Raw genomic sequence first — 17439 nt, 5'->3', positions numbered from 1 at the left:
AACACGCTATATCTATTATGATATTTACGTGAGCGTATTACGTTAATAGAACTATACTCCATTTAATTTATTTATTCTTTCTATATTGAAATTATAATATGTTTTCCTATGAGATACAATGAAAACCGGGTTCACTGCAATCTGAAATGATTCTCCCATATTTCATTTCCTCGTCATTATTTTGTGGTAACATGAAGAAAATATCCTATAGAATTTCATAAGCAGTTCAATATACAAGGAAGGTGAAATCAGTGAAGAGAAAAATACAGGATACAAATAAGATTCCTCTTCTGTGCAGCCTGGATCTTCATAAATATCTGGGGCTATGGTATGAAATCGGAAAGCTGCCAGCCAGAGGCCAAATGGGTCTTACGCATGTCACGGCAACCTATCGCATGGGGAATGACGGAAAGATCCGTGTGGAGAACAAAGGCTATAAGAACGGAAAGAAAAGAGGCATCAAGGGAAAAGCCTGGCCAAGAGACAAAGCATGCACCGGAGGCCTGCATGTGCAGTTCTTCTGGCCCTTCAAAGGGGACTATAACGTCATCAGACTGGCTGAGGATTACCGCTATGCTGTGGTCATGGGGGAGAAGAAAAGCAGTCTGTGGATTCTGTCCAGAACACCCCAGATGAGAAAAGAAGATCTCATGGAAATCCTTCGCTTTCTGAAGCACCATGGGTTTCCCGTGGAGAACATCAGAAAGACAAACCAGAAAGGGCAGGATGCATCATGAACACGCTGACGTTTCTTCTTGAAAAATGGAAAATCATAGGCCTTCTTCTGATTCTCCTCCTTGTTCTCCAGCTCTTCATCATGAAACCCAGATGGCAGCTGTATCCCCTTTATCTCACCATAGCCCTCTACTTCATCCTTTCTGCACTCCATCACTGGAGGGGAGTGGAAATCGGTGCACGAGGTGGAAGATGGATGATCGGCATGGGACTTTTCCTCATCATACTGTCCATTATTTCTCTCGTCTCTTTTCCGAAGGATGCCCTTCCTCTTCCCACCGGTCCTTTTGCGATCGGAACCAGAATCTACGATCTGGAAGACCGTTCCCGAGCGGAACACTACACGGAAGAAGCGGAGGACTTCAGAAGAATCAAGTATCAGATCTGGTATCCAGCGGAGGAGACGACAGGCTATGAAAAAGCAAGATGGATCACAGAAGGCACTGTCCTCACCAGGCAGCTGGCAAGTAGCTTTCGCTTCCCCTTCTTCATGCTGGATCATACGGCAGACATGAAGTCTAATTCCTACCTGAGTGCACCCTTAAGCGAAGAAAGAGAAAGCTACCCTGTCGTCATCATTTCCCATGGATGGCAGGGTTTCAGAGAGCTTCATACGGACTTTGCGGAAGAGCTGGCTTCAAACGGATTCATCGCCGTCTCCATCGACCATACCTACGGATCCCAGGCTGTGAGACTGCCTGACGGAACCGTGGCCTATCTGGATCCTGATGCCCTTCCAGGAGAATACGGTGAGGAGCGCTTTGCAGAAGCATCCAATCTTCTGGTGACAACCTATGGAGAAGACGTCATCAGTGTGCTGAATGATCTGGAGAAGAGAAACAGCGAAGATGAAACCTTCAGAAACCGGATGGATCTGTCCTCCATCGGCGTCATGGGGCACTCCACCGGCGGTGGCGGTGATGTTCATGCAGCGCTGAAAGACGACCGCATCAAAGCCCTTCTGGGACTGGATGCCTGGGTGAATCCTCTGGACAAGGAAGTGCTCAGCCAGGGACTTTCCATACCTGCCCTCTTCATCCGAAGTGAGCAGTGGAGTCAGGGGCCAAACAACGTGGCGCTAGGCGCTCTGCTTTACGCCTCGGAGAAAGGAACCTTCCTGCAGATGAACAAGACCAACCATGTGGACTTCTCCATGGCCTACATGTACTCCCCTCTGGCCAAGTATGTCGGATTCTCCGGTGACATGGGTGGCAGAGAAGCCATTTCTCTCCAGAAGAAGCTTCTCCTGGAATTCTTTGATGCCAGCCTCAGAAATCAGAGCGGACTGGAGTCTCTGAATCTGGAGGAGATCATGGAAAGTAATGACAGCCTTATACCTGTGGGCATCCGGTAAAGGAAGCGCTCGTCTATAGAAAACCAGAAAAGCTCTTTCCGGCGAACCTGACACACCCTGAAGTGACAAAACAGAAAACACCTCCGCGTAAGTTTCCATAAAACGCGGAGGTGTTTTCTGTTCTTTGACTGATTCATTGTGAAGTGCACTTTCTGTCTCTGCATCTCTTTCACAGGAATCCTCTTGCATGAAAGCCAGAAGAGAACGGTGTGACTTGTGCGGTCAGGATGCAATTTTCTGGGCGTCCGGCTTAACTTCTTTCCTGAACTGAGCATAGCCGATAAACACAATCCAAAGATAGGCCAGCGTCTTGGGAATCATCAGCATACCGATGAGCATATTCACCTGTGCCCAGAGCACCACGGGAATATAGAACCCGAATGACAGGATAATTGCCGCACTGATCTTCAGCGCTTCCTTGTCTTTTCGTTCTTTCCCTTTTCTGTAATACAGTATGATCATGATGATCCCCATGACAGCAAATGGAATATTACGGTAAATCCCCCATGAGACGGGTGGGTTATAGACAAACCACTGATTCTGAGGAAAGAAGCAAAGAGCGACCCGGAGTGTGGCAAGACTCCACATCCCGATATCCAGTCTATGTGCATTCCTGACCTCATATCTGATTTTCCAGAGCTTGTACAGAATCAGATAAAAAATCGTCATGGTGACGGAGGTGACGAACTTGCCGAACCCCAGTGATATCGCATGGCTTTCAAAGCCTGTGGTCCAAAGTGCTATGATTCTTGGAATCAGGTGAAACGCATCCCCAAAGCCCAGGGTGATCGCCATGATGCCAAACCATCTGAAATACGGATTCTTTTCGGACTTTATGAGCATGATCATTCCAATGATGATTACGCTGGACAGATAACTGACATGAAAAATTGGTTCCATAATAGCCTGCATGGTATTCTCCTTCGTAGGTATACTTTTGTGACAACAGCATCAGTATACTATCCCATGGTGAAGCTCACGTTACGCCTGTCATAAATCCATCTTAAATCTCCATATTTCTGTTTAGAGGGGATGAAAAAAGGGTATGATAGAATTGCAGAAAAATACGAGGAGTGAAATGATGATGCAGAGAAAAGAACAACCCGTAATACTCATCATCGATGATGAAGAGGAAATCGCCGATCTCTTATCAGCTGTATTAAAGCGAGAAGGATTCGAGCATATTTTTACAGCATCTACGGCCCAGAGCGGCCTGGATACATTTAAAAGAATCCATCCTGATCTGGTGCTTCTGGACATTATGCTTCCAGACGGAGACGGATTTGAACTGTTTGGTGCCTTTCAGAAAATAAAGTCCACGCTGATTCTTTTCATCTCCGCAAAAGATGAAGAAATGGATCGCCTCTTGGGATTTGCCCTAGGGGCTGAAGACTACATCACAAAGCCATTCAGCCCCAAAGAGGTTGCCTACCGTGTCAAAGCAAGACTGAAACATCTGAGTGCAAATCCAATTCCGGAACATGAACCGCAGAGAAAAGAAAAACACTGTTTCGGTGATCTTTGCGTAGACCCGGATGCTGGAGAGGTCTGGAAGAAAGGTCAGCTGCTTGATTTTACAGCAAAGGAACTGAAGCTGCTGCTCTATTTCATTGAAAATCCGAATCGCATCCTCAGCAAGGAAATGATCTGCCGGGATGTATGGGAGGAAGATTTCATAGGATTCGACAATACCATTTCCGTGCACATCAGAAAAATCCGTCTGAAGATTGAAGAAGATCCATCGAAGCCAAAGTGGATTCAGACTGTCATCGGCTTAGGCTATAAATTTGTCCTGGATCGGAGGAAGTATGAAGCGTAGAATCATGATTCATTATGCTGTTTCCTTTTTTATCGCTGCGCTTATTCTCGTGCTGATCAACGTGCTGTACATGAGTAACTCAGTCTACCAGAATGAGGAGCTTTACCATTTCAATCCCGATCCCTATATGAACCGAATTACGGAAGGTATATACGCGGACGCCTCCTCCGAAATCGTTGCGGATCCCGATCTGGCTATCTATCTCGAAAACGAAGGAATCGGATTTCAGCTCATCGATCAGGAACTGAAGGAGGTTCTTCAGTTAAACAACCATTTCAGAGACACACAGAATTCCTACAGCCCTGAAGAGCTGATCCGCCTCTATGAGAGTCCATCCACAACCGCTTTCATCAGTGCACAGAAAATCGATGACAGAGACTACACCTTTCTGCTGTTCATGGATCCGGATGTAGTAAGCAGAAAGCAGTACACCTACAACGTGGATCTGGTGGACCTGGCCTATAATCCCATCTGGCTTGTCGGCATGAATCTCATTCTGCTCCTTTTCATCAGCTATATCTACGCACTCCGGATCAGTCAGCCCGTGAACCTCATAGGGAATCGAATCATCCGATTGTCAAAGGGCTACTATGAGACAGATGAATCCGGAAAAGGTATTTTTGAGACCGTGGAGATAGCCTTGAATACCCTTTCCACCCAGCTTGAAACATCCAATCAGGAAAGAGCTCTGGCAGAGGTCACAAGAGAAGAGTGGATCTCTAACCTGTCCCATGACATCAAGACCCCATTGACCTCCATCATCGGGTATGGAGATCTTCTTGGCGATTCCGAATACCTTCTGAGCGCTGAAGAGCGTGAAAAATACAGAAACATCATCCTGGAAAAAGGAACGTACATAGAAAATCTTCTGAACGATCTGAATCTCGCCATGAGACTGAAGCATCATCAGCTGCCCTTGCATTTAGAGTCCGTGGATCTGATTACCGAAATTAAGACCATTCTCATTGATGTGCTGAACACGAAGTTCAACGAACTGGATTTATCCTTCACACATACAGCACAAGAAGTCCATCTGTCATTGGACCGAAGGCTGTTCAAGAGAGTGCTGCTGAACCTCATTCACAACGCCATTGTGCACAATGAGAAGCCTGTGTCCGTTCTGGTTCATCTGGAAGCTGTTGATCCCCACTGGGTAACCCTCACCATTGAAGATGATGGCATAGGTGTGGATCCAGAGGAGCTGCCCAGACTATTCACAAGATACTACCGCGGAACGCACACAAAGAAAAGGAGTGAAGGAAGCGGTCTTGGATTGGCCATCGCAAAGGACATCATCCTTGCACATGAAGGAAGCATTGATGTGCTAAACAGCCCTCAGGGAGGACTGAAAATCATACTGAAACTTAAAAAATGAACTTGCATTCTTTCTATGGAGTCACCTTCTTCAACAGGAACTCTAAACTGAATCGGATAATGTGGTAATCTAGAAGTACGATTTTAATTCTATACAAAGAAGGTGATATTATGATAAATGAAAACGAAGGTATGGGCATTCACCTGGTGGAACAGGGACGAAAAGGAATTTTTTCAACGATTTTCAGTAGACTAGGCATTATCCTGGTCCTGTTTCTGCTTCAGCTCTTCCTGCTGTTCAGCCTGTTCAGGTGGTTTGAAAATTTCCTGCCTGAGATCTATGGTGGTACATTCCTTTTTACGCTGCTCATGGTATTATACCTTCTGAATTCCCGTCTGGATCCCACCGGAAAGATCACCTGGCTGATCATCATCATGCTGCTGCCGATTTTCGGTGCACTCTTTTATCTGTATACGCAGAGGGACATCGGTCATCGCACGCTGAAATCCAGAACTACAAAGTCTGTTGAGGAGACAAGAGACAAGATTCCACAGAACAAAAAAATCTCTGATGATCTGCATTTCGCCAGTCCAGGTGCTGCCTCCCTGTCCAGATATGTCGCGCGAAGCGGCTGCTATCCCGTTCACGGCAACACAGAAGTAACCTATTTTCCCCTTGGAGAGGACAAGTTCAAAGAAGTGCTTTTTCAGCTGGAGCAGGCAAAGCACTTCATTTTCCTCGAGTATTTTATTATTCAGGAAGGAAGAATGTGGGGTCAGATCCTTCAAGTACTGGCCAGAAAAGCCGCTGAGGGTGTTGATGTGCGTGTCATGTACGATGGCACCTGTGAGTTTTCCACTCTACCCAGTGATTATCCCAAGCGCCTGGAGGAACTGGGCATCCAGTGCAGAGTTTTTGCGCCCATCACCCCTTTCGTCTCCACCCATTACAATAATCGAGATCACAGGAAGATTCTGGTCATCGATGGTCATACCGCCTTTAACGGCGGAGTCAATCTGGCCGATGAATACATCAATGAAATCGAAAAGTATGGGCACTGGAAAGATACAGCCATCATGCTTCAGGGAGATGCTGTCAGAAATTTCACCCTGATGTTTCTGCAGATGTGGTCCTTGAGAGAGAAAACGAAGGAATTCGACTATTCTCTGACTTTCCCCACAAAATCCAGGAAAGATGCAAAAGGCTTTGTCCTTCCTTACGGAGATCTGCCTCTGGATGGTGAAAAAGTGGGAGAACAGGTTTATATCGATATTCTGAACCGGGCTCAGAAATATGTCTACATCATGACACCCTATCTCATTCTGGACGGAGAGCTTGAAAACGCCCTGATGTTTGCTGCAAAGCGTGGGGTCGACGTCCGAATTATTCTGCCAGGAATCCCTGACAAGTTCACGCCCTATGCTCTGGCCTTTACGCACTACGGAGCCCTCATCGATGCCGGTGTCCGGCTCTATGAGTATAGCCCCGGTTTCGTCCATGCCAAAAGCTTCGTGGCGGACCATAAGGAAGCCGTCGTGGGTACGATCAACCTGGATTATCGCAGTCTGTATCACCATTTTGAATGCGCCACATACATGTATGGTGTGGACTGCATCGGAGAAATCGAAGAGGATTTTCTGAAGCTTCTGCCAAATTGCAAGATGGTGACAAGAGAAACCATGAAAAAGGAAAAGCTCACCCGAAAAGCCACCGGCATCATATTGAAAGCCATTGCCCCTCTTCTTTAGAAAGGCAGATCGCCTTATTCCGGAAGTGCCCATTTACTGTCACCTTATGCATACCATGGACCTGTTTTATTCGTCTCAAAGACGCCCATGTTGTTTCCGCTTGGCTCATGACCAGGCAGGAATTTCATGGGCGTCTTTTCTTTTTTTCTGAAACCTTACTTCTTCAGCAGCGCGGTTCTGTAGGGAAACACCTCCGCTGTCATCATGCCCTTCATGACTGCCGGATCCTTCTTCATGAATATTCGGGCTTCTTCCTCATTATCCGCCTGAAAGATCACAATCCCGAATCCATTCTCGTCTACAGCGTCTGTCTTTCCTGCTGTGACCACAACTCCTTCCTCACAGAGCTTCTTCAGCCTCTTAAAGTGGTCCTGGATGATCTCATGATGTTCTCCGGTCCAGCTCTTTTCATCATGATACTCCGGCTTCAGTTTCAGCACATAGATATATTCTCTCATCTTCTGCTTCCTCCGATTGTTTTCGCTTTCTTTCTAGTATATCATCTGAAGTAAGAAACAGCCTCACACGGCTATGAAAAGGAGCAGTTCCTATGAAAGTGAACAGAGAAATGATTGATCCCCAGCTGAGAAGAAGAGGCTATCTTTTTGATCTTTTCATGAGGAGCAGAAGTGAAGGAGGCTTTCTCCGGTCCATGAAGCGGGCCAGAAGACTCACTTCCCTCCTGAAAGGAAGAGGAAAGAAAGGACTGAAGAAGAAGGAAGTGCATCTCCTTCGTAAAAACGGCTCCAGGCTACGTCTTTGCATCTACGAGCCCATGGAAAAGCCAGGCCGCTTGGTGCCGGGTGTACTCTGGCTTCATGGGGGAGGCTATGCCCAGGGCATTCCGGAGCAGAGTGCAGGCACCTGCAAAAGACTTATGGATACAAAGCCCTGTGTCATCCTCGCACCGGATTATCGCCTCTCCATAGATGCGCCCTATCCAGCTGCTCTGGAGGATGCCCATCTTACACTTCTCTACATGAAGGACCATGCAAAAGAGCTCGGCATCCGAAGGGATCAGCTCATGGTGGGTGGTGAAAGCGCTGGAGGCGGTCTTGCAGCAGCCCTTACACTTTATGCAAGAGACAGGAAAGAAGTGAACATCGCGTTTCAGATGCCCCTCTATCCCATGATCGACCCTTCCGGGACCACAGAATCCGCAAAGGAGAACAATGCACCCATCTGGAATCAGAAGACCAATTCCTTTGCATGGAAGCGCTATCTGGGCGATCTTTACGGGGAAGTGCTCCCAGTTTACGCGGCTCCTTCCCTGGCTAGGGATTATTCCGCTCTGCCTCCTGCACTATCCTTTGTGGGAGACCTGGAACCGTTCAGAGATGAAACCATAGCCTATATGGAGAATCTCAGAAACGCCGGTGTTCCAGTAAGCTTCAGGCTCTATAAGGGCTGCTACCACGGATTCGACCTCATCTGTCCCAGAGCGAACATCAGTGAAGAGGCCACCACCTTCTTTCTGGATGGATTCGGCTATGCTGTAGACCATTATACCGCTGCGCAGCCCTGATTCCCTGCAGGAAATCAGGGAGGAGATATTTCCATTGTGTAAATTATACGTGCTGCGTGGATTTTTTTCTTTTCCCAGATACCCCTTTCTGGTATACTGAAAAAAACTTTCAGCCAAAGAAGGAGGAGTCCATTTGCCGTTTTTATCATCTCTGTTTCGTAATCCCTCATCCATGGAACATCCTGGAGCACGTTCAAATGTTCCGGACATTCCAGAAAAGCATAGAATCCGCTACCTGGTCTTCGTATCCCTCATGACTTTAGTCACAGGGTTCCTGTTCAACAGCCCCATGGAGATTCTGTCAGGCCTCGGAAGAATTATGACCTCATCCAGCATTCTTCTCACCGACTACATGGCAGTGGGAAACATCGGCTCCGCCTTTGTAAACAGCGGTATCCTCATGCTTCTTTCCATCTTCATCGCTATGAGAAGCAATACCTCCGTCAGCGGACCGCTGATTGCAGCTGTATTCACCATAGGAGGATTTGCTTTCTTCGGAAAGAATCTCTATAACATATGGCCCATCATGGGAGGCGTTATGTTATATTCGAAGTATCAGAAGGAGCCCTTCGGTAAATTCATTCTGCCTGCCTTTTTCGGTACTGCATTAGGCCCTCTTGTGAGCCAGATCTCCTTCGACTTCGCTCTGGACCCCGTCCTTAGTCTGCCTCTGGGGATTCTTGCAGGAGTCACCGCAGGATTCATCCTGCCGCCCTTAGCCAACCATTTCATACGATTCCACCAAGGGTATAACCTCTACAACATCGGATTCACCTCCGGCATCGTGGGACTTCTCTTTATGAGTCTTCTGCGTGGAATAAACCTCAACAATCCGCCCACGGCCATTCTTCTTGAAGGGCATATGCAGGGACTTGCGGTGTATCTCACCATCCTGTTTCTTTCCATGGTTCTCTATGGATTCGAAACCTGTCAGGATATCGGAAAGGGACTTGGTCATCTCTTCGCCCACCCCGGACGGCTGGTATCCGACTTTGTGGCATCAGACGGATTTCCCGTGACCCTCATCAATATGGGGCTTCTGGGATTCATTTCCACAGGGTATGTGATTCTCACTGGAGGAACACTGAACGGTCCCATCCTGGGCGGAATCTTCACGGTGGTGGGCTTTGGCGCCTTCGGTAAGCATGTGAAGAACGTGCTTCCGGTGATGGCAGGAATCTATCTGGCCAATCTCGTCTTCATGTGGGAAGTGACGTCCATCGGTTCTCTCCTGGCAGCCCTTTTCGCCACAACCCTTGCCCCCATCGCCGGTGCCTACGGCATTGTGCCCGGAATCCTGGCAGGATTTCTCCACATGGCCGTGGTCATGAATGTGGGCTATCTTCATGGAGGCATGAACCTCTACAACAACGGATTCTCAGGTGGATTTGTGGCCGCAATACTGGTCCCCATCCTGGATTCTCTGAAAATCAACACGAATACCTGGGAGGATGAACGCTAATGCAGAACAGAATCAGATCCGTAAAAATACTGGAAGAAGTCATCGGATACTTCATCCATCATGAAATCGACCAGATGGACATCAAATTCTTTGCAGATGATGAAAAAATGGATATCACCGTTACCGGAACAACAGATACGCCTCCCAGAGATCTCGAAAGTCTGGAAAGTCTTCTCAATGAACCTCGGAAGCAGGAATACGAAGAATATTACTGGGGACTTCTGGGTGCCACAGGAAAACGTCAGGAACTTCGACTTCTGGGTTCTCTTGTGGACAGCGGCACCGCAGTCTATGAAAATGGAGTGCTCACAGTGAACGTGAAAAGAAGCTACTGAAAAACATCTCTTTTTATTCGAAATAACAGCACATGTAAAGGAAACAAAAGGATGCACAGAGATCCTCTTGTTTCCTTTCTTCTATACATGGTTTGACCGCATAAAGGTGCCCGAACAAAGGTGCAGCTGATCGCTCATGGGTGCTCTACAGGATTTCCTGGAAGAACGCAAAAAAGACCCTTTCCAGCCGCAAAGTCACTGCACACCAGTGGAAAGGGTCCCCTCTAATCAATCAGTATGAAAGCGCCGTCAAGCCAGGACCTGAAACAAAGAATTCATTTTGAGACGGTCTCTCTTCGATCCTCTTGCATGCTTTTATCGTCCGGGCTGCTTTGACCTGCATTCTTCAAGGGTTTCAATTTTCTCAGAAGCAGCCTGCCAATAATGAATCCTAGTACAATACCTGCTGCATGAGCAGGTCCGCCGACTGAAACTGATGGATTCTGGATTGTCAGAACTGCATTCACAATAAATAATGCAATCAGCCAATACTTGGATTTGGATCGCAAGATGACTGTATCAGGTCGGATCGCTGCATACGCAGCAACAATTCCAAAAGATGCAGCAGAAGCTCCTGCGATGGGTCCACCAGTATACTCCACAAAAGAGGTATACCCTAGAATCGTCCAGCTGCCAATCAAGCCACATAGAATATAGATGAAGTAAATGACTTTCGCATGGGTCTCCCTAACCAGTTGTGTCCCGAAAACAAGGACCAGCAGCATGTTCAGCAGAACATGAATATGAATTTCATGAGAAAAAAACACCGTCACTACAGTCCAGGGTTTCTCCATGACCATGGACAGGTCCGGATCAAGGAGAAACACGCCAGATAGGCCAGGAAACGCATTCAATAGGATATAAACGACAAGATTGATCAGAACCAATGTCACCACAGCCTGATTATTCAGCAGATATTTTCTAAGTCTCATTCCGCACCCTCCAATTCACAGCGCATCTTAAGCTTTTGCATTTCTTTTTTTAACCCCTGTATGCTTTCCTTCGGTTTTCATTTCAGAAGCATTGCAGATATACCTGCAATGATCAGCGTCATTAGACCTGCTCCTAAAGCCAGCAGGATTTTCTGATACAGTCTTTTCCCCTCTTCCCTTGCCTTTGCAAGGTTATCCAGCCCCGTTCCTTGTGTGAAGGCGATGATTTCACGATAGGTCTGGATATCATACTCTTTCTTCTTTTTTTCCACTTTCACTGCAACATAGAATGTGACCCCCGCCAGAACCACCCAGATGACTATGCCCACATCGCCCAGGTAATGGACAAGCGCCACGGGTGATAGGATCACTAGAGCAAGCAGTATTCCAAATACATTGCTCAGTTTTTCGAACTTCTTCTGATCTTCGTTTTGTACCTGTTTCTTCATAACTTCAATATCTCCTTTGATTAGATTGTCGATGGAGGTTTCGAAGACTTCACTCAGAAGTATAAGACTGTTCACATCGGGATAGCTTTTGTCATTCTCCCAGTTAGAGATTGTCTGCCTGGATACAAAAATTCTCTCAGCAAGTCCATCCTGAGATATGGACATTTCGTTGCGATATTTCCTGATCTGTTTTCCGAGTTCCATTTCTTCCCCTCCTTCATCATCCACTCTACTCAAATTCATGAGATTTCGCCATCAAAAGTCTTTTACATGCTCTATATTTGCCCTTTTTTTCTTTGTCAACGGTTTTTGACAGGTGCTTAGGATCTAGCTGTCACAGTTCTTGCAGGGATTTCAGATCCTGATCACAAAGTATCCGCGACGACATTGCGGTCTACCTTGAAGAAGTCTTTTTCTTCAGAGAAGTCTTCCCATCGAACAGATCATCTGAAAGTGATTTCGTAATTCTACCTGTCTTCACCATAGTCCGGCCTATTGTATGGCGACTTAAGATCATCACCAGCAGGCTGTTCATGGCCTTTTACTTTTCAGCAGGCGATCAGACAAATATTATATATGCAAAGTATACCATATCAATAATCAGAACTGAAAGAAAAACCTTCCCTCACTGCAGGGTTTAATCAAAATCCAATTTACCCTTCCCGAGTTTCGAGCTGAATATCAACACACAAACCCCGTAATCCACTTCTCATCCATGGATTACGGGGTTGATTCATCAGGAAATCCTGCAATATTACAATTCTCAAGTTCTGAGCTTTTTTCATCAGGTGGAGACATCAATCTCATTATACACATCATCCGCTATCTTTATGACCAGCTTAATGGGCAGTGCCACAATGATTTCATAGGACTTGCTGATCCAGCCCATATCCTCATGAATGGATAGAGGAACAATTTCTTCCGGAAGTCTGTGCAGCATCACAGATCCGTCTTTGATCTCCAGCTTTCCTTCGTAGGTTATCCCATTGTGTTCAAACGGAAAAGCTATATTTTTCTGTCCTTCCTCCTCCAGGCTGTGACTGAAGATTTCTCTGCCATCCTTCTCCACAATGATGCGCTTTTCTCCGCCACCTGTAGAAGTAGTGAAATGAAACAGAAGTGCAGGAACAAAACTGATCAGGATCAGTGAGAACAGGATGATCACATCCCACTTTTTTGCTTGGAGTGCTATTCCACTCCCGTGAAGTTTTCTCAGCATATTGGCCTCCCATGGTGTTCTATGAAAAGAAGTGCGACAGTGAGAGTCTCTTCTCACTCCTTCTGAACAGATCCGCGCTAAACGCAAATCATTCGCATCTAGAAATTATACAGTATCTTCAGCTGAGGCACAACCATTCTGCCAGATATTTCACATTATCACAGGCCCCTTTTATGGATCCTTCCTGGGTAGCCTGCTCAGAGTGCTTACACTTGGATTGGCCTCCCCGAATTTCTCCATGACAGCCTTCACCACTTCTTCCCGTGAAAGCCCTTCCTTTTCCTTCTCTTTGATGAGACGGTACGCATTGAATAAGGGAGAAGGTCCTATTTCAGAAGAGAAGTGCCCGATGCCCTGGTTCCAGGCGAAAAGCTCGAAAATCTCATCCAGCTCCGCCACGCTGGTGCCCAGCGCATAGGATTTGATCAGTTCCCGGGTGGCCTGTCTCAGTCTTCCGGCGCCCACGGCATTGCTCATGGAGAGAAGAAGCTTCATTCTCTGGGAGAGGGCGCTTTCTTCCTTGTCCCAGATCATCTGCCAGAAATTCACGGCTGTCTCCGCCATTTCCTCACTCACCGCCTTGTAGTTGAGAAGCGCCGTAGGCTTCAGAGGCATGTCCGATCCATCCGGATAGATCTTCTCACCGAGTTTCACTCTGAAAAAGCTTGCCTTGTACTCACTTGGGGAAACTTTCTCCAGATGATTAGTAAATCCCAGCTTCTCCATGGAAGCATACAGAGGCTTCGGCTCGAAACTCTGAATGATGGTGATGCCTTGCCCCACTTCCACAGACTCCGCCTGATGCAGAATCATAGGCAGAATATTCCCTTCCAGTTCTCTCACATCCAGCACTTTGAATGTACTGATCCGATCTTCCCATTCCTGTTTCATGATACTCCCTCCAGTTTTCGGTTTTTCATTTCCTTCTGAGTGAATCCAGCACATACTTCTCTCTTCTCATTTCTTCAACCTGCCCCCCTTAGCGGAGTTCTAGCTCCCATGCCCTACAGATCTTCCACTTCCACCACCAGAAGCCGCCTTTCCTCCACGCGAAACCGGATATTCTTCCCTGCAAAGGAAAGACCATAGATACGGTCCGGGTCCTTCTGATAAGAAGGTCTCGGATCTTCCGCCAGTACTTCCTTCAGTGTCTCCAACTTATCGGAAGGGATTCTGTCCACAAGCGCTTCTGGAATATCCACAAGCAGCCTCACCTTTTCCACTTCTTCGAAGATGCCTGATGTGGCATCCGGATGGCTGTCGCCATAGGGAATATAGGGCTTGATGTCAAAAATAGGCGTGTTATCCATAAGATCTGCCCCCCTTACATAGAGAACAGGCCCCAGTTTCTCATCCATCTCCACTCTTTCCAGTTTCACGGAAGAAAGACCCAGATGATTGGGCCGGAAGGGCGAGCGTGTGGCAAAGACCCCCATTCTGGTATTCCCTCCTAATCTGGGAGGACGCACCGTTGGGGACCATCCCTTCTCCGTATTCTCGGAAAACTGCCAGATGAGCCACAGATGGGAATAGTGCTCGATGCCCTTCACCGCCGCCTCACTTCTGTACTCCGGTTCAAAAACGATTCTTCCTTCCAGGTGTTTCACCAGACCGCTCTGCCTGGGAATACCGAATTTAGAAGGAAAATCCGTCTGAATCCTCGCAATGACTTCTATTTCTATGATATTTTTCTTCTCTGTACTCATTTTCATACCCCTTCTGTTCATGTCTCTCTATTCTGTCCTCTGTTTCCTTGCACTATGATACTCCCTCGTAGACGAGCCAGTTCTCCCAATTACCGCTCACGCTCACAGGAGTTCTCTGAAAAACCTCAGCGCATTGAGGCTGAAGATCTTCTCGATTTCACCAGTCCTGAACCCTCTTCTCTCCAAGGCAGCCACCAGAAGATGCATTTTCGATGCATCCTCAAGGTCCAGCGTCTCCTCGATGCCGTCAAAATCCGAGCCCAGGGCGATGACATCAATGCCTGCCACATTCCGGACATGTTCTATATGATCCACCACCGTTTCCGCTGTTCCTCTGCCCTGAAGCCTGTCTCTATCCTCATCCAGAAAGCCGAAGTAGTAGTTCATGCCCACAAGCCCGCCTTTTTCCGCCAGAACCTTCAGCATGTCATCCGTGAGGTTTCGCGGATGACTGCATAGACTTCTTGCATCAGAATGACTGGCAAGAAAGGGCTTTCCGGCATACCTTGCCACATCATAAAAGCCCTCATCAGAGAGATGAGACACATCCACCATGATGCCCAGCCTTTCCATTTCAGAAAGGAAGGCTATCCCCTGTTCCTTCAGTCCTTTAGATGAACCGGACTCTTCCTTCCCGAAGTTCGTGGCTGGATACCCGATGGGGTTCTCATAGTTCCAGGTGAGGGTGATCATGCGGACACCCAGACGATGGACCATGCGAAGGACCGAAAGATCTCCCTCCGTGATGCCTCCGTCTTCGATGGATAGAAGGGCTGAAATCTTTCCCTCTTCACGATTTCTCTCTATGTCGGAAAAACGGTAGACCGGTGCCATGTCATGTACATGCTCTTTCATGATCTGATGAAAGACATCAATCTCCTGCAGCGCTTCCATAAGGGGGTATGAATGGCTGTTTCTGGCGTCTGTGAACGCCGCGAAGCACTGAAGAAGGTAGTCGCCTTTCTTCAGCTTTCCGAGATCCACATGGAGATCATTCTCACCGAATGTCTTCTCAATGCCGCTTAATCTCGCCTTATTCAGTGCCATGAGCGTATCACAATGGAGATCCACTGCTTTCATCTTCATCCCTTCTTTCCTGCTGCTTTATTTATTTCTATTATAGTCCTACTGAATTAAATAGAACAAATAAACCTGCCTTTCTTGAAGAAAATCTCTTTTTTCTTGTTCATATCTTTATCAGATTGTTTAAACCTTTGTCACGAAGTTAACAGATTTCCTCTCGCATTCAATTCACATTGTACACCAGTTGATTCCAGACTCCTTATTGCTATAGTGAAGGTATAAGTGTCAGGTGTTTTTTCGTAGTATTTCCAATGTGATAGAAAAACAAGGAGGTTTATATCATGTCAAAACCCGTTGTTTCTGTAGTGAAAAGTGGTCACCTGCCCGGAAATGCATCTTTTCTGGCTGGAAAATTCGAACGTAGACAGGATGATCTGGAACTGATCAAGAAAGCGGTGAAGGAATCCATCGAGATGGCTGTCGGTTCTATTGACACCATTGTGAAGGAAGGGCAGACCGTCCTCATCAAGCCGAACATCGCCTTCCTTGCCCCACCTGAAAGTTTTGCCGTGGTGGATCCCCGTATGATCGAAGCTGTGGTCTGGTATTTCAAGACCTATTCCAAAGCGAAAGCTGTATGGATCGGTGACAATCCTTCCTTAGGGATGCATGTAGGAAAAGCAAGACCCGCTCTGGAAGCCGCCGGCATGACCGCCGCTGCCATTGCTGGTGGAGCAGACCGGATCATCTATTTCGATGAGGAACCTCTTGTGGATGTGGATATTGAAGGAGCCACCTTCTTCCGGCACGCTAAAGTCTTCAAGCCTTTCCTTGATGCGGATGTAGTCATCAATCTTCCGAAACTTAAGGTCCATCTGGCCGGAACGGTGACATTAGGACTCAAGAACTGGAACGGCATTGTGCCCAATGTTCATCCATCCGGAGAACAGCAGGGCGTGCATCGTGTGGATCTGGGACAGAAAATGGCCGACATGTACAGAATCCGAAAAGCGGATCTCACCATTGTAGACGCACTCATCGGTATGGAAGGCCAGGGTCCTCATGCCGGAACCCCAGTGGAAATGAATCTGGTCATTGCAGGTACGGATACTGTGGCAGTGGATGCTGTGAGCGCAACCATCATGGGGTTCGAACCCATGGAAGTTCCTGCCATCAGGTGTGCAGGAACCGAGAAGCTGGGTGAAATCGACCTGAACAGGATTGAAGTGGTCGGTGAATCCGTAGCATCCGTGAAACGATTCTTCAAACGTCCCAATGGAGACCCCATCGGTATGTATAAAGACATCACCGTATTTGCGCAGCAGACCTGCCCAGGCTGCTATGTCAACGTTCGTGGCGCACTGGACTCCTTCGTGAACACTGGAATCGACATGGAGAAGTTTGTAGAGGAGAACGGAGCTGTCATGGTCATCGGTGGTGGCGTACCGGACTTTGAACCAGAAATGGCCATCGGCAAGAACCTCTTCATTACAGGAGACTGCTGGAAATACTTCCCAAGCAGAGAAAAAGTGGAGCAGGCAGCAGAACTGGCCAAGAGTGTCACCTATTATCCCGGCTGTGCACCTGTCTATATCTTCTCTCAGCTGAACAAAGATCTCCAGAGCCTTGCAAAAGAAAAGGAACTCGTGAGATAATGGAAAAAGGAAAGTCTCTCTGTAAAAGCTGAGACTTTCCTTCCTGTAATGACATTTACAGAAATATGATAGAATGTTTATTTATGGAAATCATAACATCCGATTATCCCCGATCTGGAACAGAGCAAAAACGCTCTTTCCGGAATCAGAATCCATGGAGGT

The 17439-nt window shown here is 47.2% G+C and carries 17 protein-coding genes; 9 read left to right on the top strand and 8 right to left on the bottom strand.

Going from position 1 to position 17439, the window contains the following annotated elements; genetic code table 11:
- The first annotated feature begins 251 nt into the window (after positions 1-251).
- Positions 252-737 carry a lipocalin family protein gene (locus tag ACHAL6_RS07205; protein WP_395269662.1) on the top strand — a complete coding sequence of 162 codons (486 nt, stop codon included), beginning with the start codon at positions 252-254 and terminating at the stop codon, positions 735-737.
- Positions 734-2089 carry an alpha/beta hydrolase family protein gene (locus ACHAL6_RS07200; RefSeq protein ID WP_395269660.1) on the top strand — a complete coding sequence of 452 codons (1356 nt, stop codon included), beginning with the start codon at positions 734-736 and terminating at the stop codon, positions 2087-2089. Before ACHAL6_RS07205 ends, ACHAL6_RS07200 begins: the two co-directional genes overlap by 4 nt.
- 222 nt (positions 2090-2311) lie before the next feature.
- Here ACHAL6_RS07200 and ACHAL6_RS07195 read toward each other — a convergent pair whose 3' ends face one another.
- Positions 2312-3001 (bottom strand): hypothetical protein, encoded by a 690-nt coding sequence (locus ACHAL6_RS07195; RefSeq protein WP_395269658.1) that lies wholly within the window; start codon positions 2999-3001, stop codon positions 2312-2314.
- 166 nt (positions 3002-3167) lie between these two features.
- Between ACHAL6_RS07195 and ACHAL6_RS07190 the strand changes: the two genes are divergently transcribed.
- From ACHAL6_RS07190 to cls, 3 genes are all read left to right on the top strand, one after another.
- Positions 3168-3908 carry a response regulator transcription factor gene (locus ACHAL6_RS07190; protein WP_395269656.1) on the top strand — a complete coding sequence of 247 codons (741 nt, stop codon included), beginning with the start codon at positions 3168-3170 and terminating at the stop codon, positions 3906-3908.
- Positions 3898-5283 (top strand): sensor histidine kinase, encoded by a 1386-nt coding sequence (locus tag ACHAL6_RS07185; RefSeq protein WP_395269654.1) that lies wholly within the window; start codon positions 3898-3900, stop codon positions 5281-5283. Before ACHAL6_RS07190 ends, ACHAL6_RS07185 begins: the two co-directional genes overlap by 11 nt.
- Positions 5284-5393: 110 nt before the next feature.
- Positions 5394-6971: a cardiolipin synthase gene (cls, locus tag ACHAL6_RS07180; protein WP_395269652.1), complete on the top strand. Its 1578-nt coding sequence runs from the start codon at positions 5394-5396 to the stop codon at positions 6969-6971.
- A gap of 155 nt (positions 6972-7126) precedes the next feature.
- On the opposite strand, the gene ACHAL6_RS07175 is transcribed toward cls, so the two are convergent.
- The gene (locus ACHAL6_RS07175; protein ID WP_395269651.1) at positions 7127-7429 is read right to left on the bottom strand and encodes a YciI family protein; all 303 of its coding nucleotides are present in this window, start codon (positions 7427-7429) and stop codon (positions 7127-7129) included.
- Between the two features lie 92 nt (positions 7430-7521).
- Here ACHAL6_RS07175 and ACHAL6_RS07170 point away from each other — a divergent pair, with 92 nt between their 5' ends.
- The 3 genes from ACHAL6_RS07170 (at position 7522) to ACHAL6_RS07160 (ending at position 10293) form a co-directional block, all read left to right on the top strand.
- The gene (locus tag ACHAL6_RS07170) at positions 7522-8496 is read left to right on the top strand and encodes an alpha/beta hydrolase (protein ID WP_395269650.1); all 975 of its coding nucleotides are present in this window, start codon (positions 7522-7524) and stop codon (positions 8494-8496) included.
- 133 nt (positions 8497-8629) lie between these two features.
- Entirely contained in the window at positions 8630-9958 is a 1329-nt protein-coding gene (locus ACHAL6_RS07165; protein ID WP_395269648.1) for a DUF1576 domain-containing protein, read from the top strand.
- Positions 9958-10293, top strand: coding sequence for a hypothetical protein (locus tag ACHAL6_RS07160; RefSeq protein WP_395269646.1), 336 nt, complete (start codon positions 9958-9960; stop codon positions 10291-10293). The genes ACHAL6_RS07165 and ACHAL6_RS07160 overlap by 1 nt, the downstream gene beginning before the upstream one ends.
- Positions 10294-10568: 275 nt before the next feature.
- Here ACHAL6_RS07160 and ACHAL6_RS07155 read toward each other — a convergent pair whose 3' ends face one another.
- From ACHAL6_RS07155 to ACHAL6_RS07130, 6 genes are all read right to left on the bottom strand, one after another.
- Positions 10569-11225 (bottom strand): rhomboid family intramembrane serine protease, encoded by a 657-nt coding sequence (locus ACHAL6_RS07155; RefSeq protein ID WP_395269644.1) that lies wholly within the window; start codon positions 11223-11225, stop codon positions 10569-10571.
- Positions 11226-11302: 77 nt separating this feature from the next.
- Positions 11303-11878: a helix-turn-helix domain-containing protein gene (locus tag ACHAL6_RS07150; RefSeq protein ID WP_395269642.1), complete on the bottom strand. Its 576-nt coding sequence runs from the start codon at positions 11876-11878 to the stop codon at positions 11303-11305.
- Between the two features lie 580 nt (positions 11879-12458).
- A complete protein-coding gene (locus ACHAL6_RS07145) occupies positions 12459-12893 on the bottom strand; it encodes a NusG domain II-containing protein (RefSeq protein WP_395269640.1) in 435 nt (144 codons plus the stop codon).
- Positions 12894-13064: 171 nt separating this feature from the next.
- Positions 13065-13784 (bottom strand): DUF2249 domain-containing protein, encoded by a 720-nt coding sequence (locus ACHAL6_RS07140; RefSeq protein ID WP_395269638.1) that lies wholly within the window; start codon positions 13782-13784, stop codon positions 13065-13067.
- A 113-nt stretch (positions 13785-13897) separates the two neighbouring features.
- The gene (gene tsaA / locus ACHAL6_RS07135) at positions 13898-14599 is read right to left on the bottom strand and encodes a tRNA (N6-threonylcarbamoyladenosine(37)-N6)-methyltransferase TrmO (protein WP_395269636.1); all 702 of its coding nucleotides are present in this window, start codon (positions 14597-14599) and stop codon (positions 13898-13900) included.
- A gap of 102 nt (positions 14600-14701) precedes the next feature.
- The gene (locus ACHAL6_RS07130) at positions 14702-15685 is read right to left on the bottom strand and encodes a dipeptidase (protein WP_395269635.1); all 984 of its coding nucleotides are present in this window, start codon (positions 15683-15685) and stop codon (positions 14702-14704) included.
- Between the two features lie 278 nt (positions 15686-15963).
- Here ACHAL6_RS07130 and ACHAL6_RS07125 point away from each other — a divergent pair, with 278 nt between their 5' ends.
- Entirely contained in the window at positions 15964-17277 is a 1314-nt protein-coding gene (locus ACHAL6_RS07125; protein WP_395269634.1) for a DUF362 domain-containing protein, read from the top strand.
- Positions 17278-17439: the final 162 nt, after the last annotated feature.

This window comes from Proteiniclasticum sp. C24MP (assembly GCF_043951855.1).
In the GTDB taxonomy this organism is placed as follows: Bacteria; Bacillota; Clostridia; order Clostridiales; family Clostridiaceae; genus Proteiniclasticum.
The sequence above is the reverse complement of the archived record's forward strand: the minus strand, read 5'-3'. Positions and strand labels throughout refer to the sequence as shown.

What these genes read in the sequence shown, in the direction of transcription:
- ACHAL6_RS07175 (WP_395269651.1), bottom strand. Translation starts at nt 7,429, where the DNA reads ATGAGAGAATATATCTATGTGCTGAAACTGAAGCCGGAGTATCATGAT.
- ACHAL6_RS07190 (WP_395269656.1), top strand. Translation starts at nt 3,168, where the DNA reads ATGATGATGCAGAGAAAAGAACAACCCGTAATACTCATCATCGATGAT.
- tsaA (WP_395269636.1), bottom strand. Translation starts at nt 14,599, where the DNA reads ATGAGTACAGAGAAGAAAAATATCATAGAAATAGAAGTCATTGCGAGG.
- ACHAL6_RS07185 (WP_395269654.1), top strand. Translation starts at nt 3,898, where the DNA reads ATGAAGCGTAGAATCATGATTCATTATGCTGTTTCCTTTTTTATCGCT.
- ACHAL6_RS07200 (WP_395269660.1), top strand. Translation starts at nt 734, where the DNA reads ATGAACACGCTGACGTTTCTTCTTGAAAAATGGAAAATCATAGGCCTT.
- ACHAL6_RS07160 (WP_395269646.1), top strand. Translation starts at nt 9,958, where the DNA reads ATGCAGAACAGAATCAGATCCGTAAAAATACTGGAAGAAGTCATCGGA.
- ACHAL6_RS07125 (WP_395269634.1), top strand. Translation starts at nt 15,964, where the DNA reads ATGTCAAAACCCGTTGTTTCTGTAGTGAAAAGTGGTCACCTGCCCGGA.
- ACHAL6_RS07155 (WP_395269644.1), bottom strand. Translation starts at nt 11,225, where the DNA reads ATGAGACTTAGAAAATATCTGCTGAATAATCAGGCTGTGGTGACATTG.
- ACHAL6_RS07150 (WP_395269642.1), bottom strand. Translation starts at nt 11,878, where the DNA reads ATGGAACTCGGAAAACAGATCAGGAAATATCGCAACGAAATGTCCATA.
- ACHAL6_RS07145 (WP_395269640.1), bottom strand. Translation starts at nt 12,893, where the DNA reads ATGCTGAGAAAACTTCACGGGAGTGGAATAGCACTCCAAGCAAAAAAG.
- ACHAL6_RS07170 (WP_395269650.1), top strand. Translation starts at nt 7,522, where the DNA reads ATGAAAGTGAACAGAGAAATGATTGATCCCCAGCTGAGAAGAAGAGGC.
- ACHAL6_RS07195 (WP_395269658.1), bottom strand. Translation starts at nt 3,001, where the DNA reads ATGCAGGCTATTATGGAACCAATTTTTCATGTCAGTTATCTGTCCAGC.
- ACHAL6_RS07130 (WP_395269635.1), bottom strand. Translation starts at nt 15,685, where the DNA reads ATGAAGATGAAAGCAGTGGATCTCCATTGTGATACGCTCATGGCACTG.
- ACHAL6_RS07140 (WP_395269638.1), bottom strand. Translation starts at nt 13,784, where the DNA reads ATGAAACAGGAATGGGAAGATCGGATCAGTACATTCAAAGTGCTGGAT.
- cls (WP_395269652.1), top strand. Translation starts at nt 5,394, where the DNA reads ATGATAAATGAAAACGAAGGTATGGGCATTCACCTGGTGGAACAGGGA.